Here is a 2,776-nt window from a genome sequence, read left to right on the forward strand (position 1 = left end):
CCGCGGCTGCGTCCGGGTCCTCGGCACCCACGGGCGCGGTGACCAGGACGAGGCCGGCCAGCAGGGACGGGTGCCGCTCGGCGAGGTGCATGGCCACCACGCCGCCGAGGGAATGTCCGACGACGACGCTGCCGGTAGCGATCTGTCGGGCGGCCTCGTCGACGAGCGCGTCGAGGTCGGGCTCGGCCGGCAGATCGAGGGCCGTGGTGTTCCATCTCTCCGGCAGGGCGCGCAGGGTCGGGTCCCATGACTGCGCGTCGCCGTGGAGGCCGGGGAGAAAGACAAGACTCGTCATGTCGCGACCCTACGCGCGACGGCCGCGAGCGACGCGGTGTCTGTGAAGGGCCGCATCGGCTGGCTCACACGATCCTCAACTCGGCATGGGATTGCGAGAGCTCATAGGTCTTGACCAGCCAGAACGCAGCAAACGCGTACAGCGCCGCCGCCTCCCCGGCGAACAGGGCCACAGACGGCCCCACCACCCAGGCGACGAGAACCGCCGCGCCCGGGAACGCAACGACCAGTACGGCCAGGACCCGGTAGACCGCGCGATACCTGCGCTGCTGGTCCGGATCCGAAAGGGATCCGAGGGTCTCCTGCCCGTAGAAGAAGATCGACAGCGCGGCCAGGACGAAGAACCCCACCGCGGCCACCGCGTGAACGGCACCCGCCACGGTGAGCCCGGGCAGAGACGAGTCTCCCGTCGGGACCAGCGCCACCACGATGGATAGGACGCCGGCTCCGTTGAGCAGCGCGTTCTCTCCGCGGGTGTAACCGCGGTAGGCCACCAGCGCGACGCCGATCGCCACGAGTATCCCCACGAAGAGACTCCGGGCCGGCGAGTAGTAGAAGGCGCTGAGTGAGCCCATCATCGACACGCCGGAGTCGAGGGCCACCCACAGGAGAAGGGTTGCCGGAAGGATGAGCGCACCGGCCGCGATGACCATCCGGAGCACGAAATAGGTCTCCACGATGTAGGCGGCGGGCGCCTCGCAGAAGGTGGCCGGATCGCCCTGGACCGGATCGCTCGGTGCCGGATTCCTCGGCGCTTGATTTGCCGGCGCTGGGTTCCTCGGCGCTGGATTCCTCCGTGACTGACGCATGCTCACACCTCGACTCTGTCGCCCGTTCACCCTCGCAGTCGGGTGCCGGTCTTGGTGTAGATCCGGTTGAGGTGACCCTCCACGGTCCGCTTGGACAGGTGGAGTTCGTCCGCGATCTCGGCGTTGGTCAACCCCTGCCCCACCAATTCGGCGACCTGGGACTCGCGGCGGGTCAGCGTGACCCCGGGCGGGACCCATCGGGCGGGACCTCCCAGTCCGGTGAGGCCGGCCAGCGACCCGCTGATCTCGGTGGTCGCGAGCATCCGCTCGGCCAGGGTGTGGTGCTGCGATCCCGGGGTGGCGAGGGTGCGGGCGCGGTCTGCGGCCGCTGCGGCCACCATGAGCAGACCGTGTCCACGGGCTCGCTGAGCCGCATCGATCAATCGCCGGGGGTTGTCGGCCAGGTTGGCAGCAGCCAGGTCGCGCACCAGCACCGGTACATCCCCACTGACCTCCAGCTCGGCCACTATCCGGCAGCTCTCCGGATCGGCCATCAACACCCCGGCCAGGGCGGCGCGCACAGCGGAGCCGAGCAGTCCGTCGTCGACGAGGGAGCGGACGATGCCGAGCGCCTCCTCGCTCCGACCGAGGCAGAACAGCACCCCCGCTTCGGCTCCGCGGATCTCCGGCCCGACCGGCGAGTTGGCATACCCGTGGACGGCGCGTAGGCGCCGCAGCTGCTCTTGCGCGGTCGCGGTCTGCCCGGACAGGGCCGCGACCAGCGCGTACAGAGAGATGGCACGCGGGAGAAAGTCCTCGGGGCCGTCCACCGCGATGGTGTCGAGTGCATCGGACGCGGCGCTCACGGCCGACGGCAGGTCGCCGGCGGCCAGGGCGATCTCCGCGTCGGCGACCCGGCGCATGCCGTGGTCCAGACGCACGGAGTCGTCCTGCTCGACCGCCACGAACGGCGCGAGTTCCGCGAACAGCGCGTTGACGCCGAAACCGTGCAGGACCACGTACAGCAGGGCCGCGAGGTACTCCTCCGACGCCCACGCGTGGTGGTCCACCGTGCGCGACTGGCGGGCTAGCCGCCGCAGGACGGCCAACGCGGCGTCTGACTGCCCGAGCGCGTCCAGCGCCAGGGCGTGGATCGCCTCGAGGCGCCGCTCCCACTCAGCTGACAGGGGCGCGGAGCGCAGTGGTGCGGGATGCAGGGATGCGGGGTGCAGGGGTGCGGGATGACCAGGGGCGGCGTCAGTTTGTGGCGCGCCGAGTTCGGCGTGTGCCCGGGCCGCCTCCCGGTACCGCCCGGCGTAGGACAGGTGCACCACGGTCAGCGCGTCCAGCACCGAGTGAGCGGGGTGGCCCGGCGTCAGGAGTCCGTGGGCCGCCTCGATCAACGGCAGGGAGTTCTCCGGACCCCGGTCGCGGTAGTGCGCGAGGTCCGCCCGGGCCGTCACGTTGTCGATCAGCACACTGGTGAAGTCGGGCCCACCCGGCTCGTCGTCGTCACCACGCGGTCCGGCCGCTGCCCGCAGACACTCCAGCGACCGCTCGAACATGACGGCCGCCTCCTGCACCCTGTCGAGCAGCCGCAGGCAGGAACCCGCGACCAGCGCGAGCTCGGCCTGCTGCAGCGGCGTCATCTCCAGGCCCGCACGCTGGGCGGCCACGGACAACTCGACGCCTGTGCGGTAGTCGTGGGCGTCGAGCGCGGCGCGGGCCGCGGC

Annotated in this window: 3 protein-coding genes; all 3 read right to left on the bottom strand. The window is 71.1% G+C overall.

Translation table 11 applies throughout. The features are described 5' to 3' along the window. Positions 1-295, bottom strand: a 295-nt coding sequence (locus tag G6020_RS02930) for an alpha/beta fold hydrolase (protein ID WP_182609603.1), incomplete at its 3' end; no start/stop codon positions are given. 64 nt (positions 296-359) lie between these two features. Then, complete coding sequence (locus tag G6020_RS02935; protein ID WP_241732543.1) at positions 360-1,103, bottom strand: hypothetical protein; 744 nt, start codon at positions 1,101-1,103, stop codon at positions 360-362. 26 nt (positions 1,104-1,129) lie between these two features. Further along, positions 1,130-2,776 (bottom strand): helix-turn-helix transcriptional regulator (locus G6020_RS02940; RefSeq protein ID WP_241732544.1); only part of this gene is annotated, 1,647 nt, incomplete at its 5' end.

Origin of the sequence: Dietzia sp. B19 (genome assembly GCF_014145155.1) — a bacterium.
GTDB lineage: Bacteria > Actinomycetota > Actinomycetes > Mycobacteriales > Mycobacteriaceae > Dietzia > Dietzia natronolimnaea.